Source organism: Cryobacterium shii (assembly GCF_004402595.1).
In the GTDB taxonomy this organism is placed as follows: domain Bacteria; phylum Actinomycetota; class Actinomycetes; order Actinomycetales; family Microbacteriaceae; genus Cryobacterium; species Cryobacterium shii.
Genome location: NZ_SOFY01000048.1, coordinates 1 through 1,118 on the forward strand (window position 1 = coordinate 1; position 1,118 = coordinate 1,118).

At 67.4% G+C, this 1,118-nt stretch carries 1 protein-coding gene; it reads left to right on the plus strand.

All coding sequences use genetic code 11. From position 1 onward, the window contains the following. The coding region (locus E3O49_RS09040) for an FGGY family carbohydrate kinase (protein ID WP_134410880.1) at positions 1-1,118 on the plus strand (1,118 nt) is incomplete at both ends.

Here is a 1,118-nt window from a genome sequence, read left to right on the forward strand (position 1 = left end):
ATCGACCAGGGCACCACCAGTACCCGCGCGATCATCTTCGACAAGGCCGGGACGATCATTTCCGCCGGTCAGCTCGAGCACGAGCAGATCTTCCCCCGGGCGGGTTGGGTCGAGCACGACCCGATGGAGATCTGGAACAACACCCGGGAGGTCATCGGTTCGGCGCTGGCCAAGGCCAACCTGACCCGGCACGACATCGCCGCCGTCGGTATCACGAACCAGCGCGAGACCGCCGTGGTCTGGGACCGCCACACCGGCATCCCCGTCTACAACGCCATCGTCTGGCAGGACACCCGCACCCAGCCGATCGTCGACCGGCTCGCCGCCGACGGCGGCGTCGAGCGGTTCAAGGCCCAGGTCGGCCTGCCCCTGGCCACCTACTTTTCCGGCACGAAGATCGTCTGGATCCTCGAAAACGTCGAGGGGGCCCGGGCGAAGGCCGAGGCCGGCGACCTCATGTTCGGCACCACCGACACCTGGGTGCTCTGGAACCTCACCGGCGGGCTCGAGGACGGCGTGCACGCGACCGACGTCACCAACGCCAGCCGCACCATGTTCATGGACCTCGAGACGCTGCAGTGGGACGACGACATCCTCGCCGCGTTCGACGTGCCGAAGTCGATGCTGCCCGAGATCCGCTCCTCCTCCGAGGTCTACGGGATCGCCAGCGGCCACAGCCTCCTGCGCGAAACCCCGATATCCGGCATCCTGGGCGACCAGCAGGCCGCGACCTTCGGCCAGGCCGCCTTCGACCAGGGCGAGGCGAAGAACACCTACGGCACCGGCAACTTCCTGATCTTCAACACCGGCACCGAGATCATCCACTCCAAAAACGGCCTGCTCACCACCCTCGGCTACAAGCTCGGCGACGCCGAACCGCACTACGCACTGGAAGGCTCGATCGCCGTCACCGGTTCGCTCGTGCAGTGGCTGCGGGACAACCTCGGCATCATCCGCACGGCCGAGGAGATCGAAGCCCTCGCCCTGTCCGTCGAGGACAACGGCGGCGCCTACTTCGTTCCCGCCTTCTCCGGCCTGTTCGCGCCGTACTGGCGTGCGGATGCCCGCGGCGCACTGGTCGGACTGACCCGGTACGTGAACAAGGGCCACATCGCGCG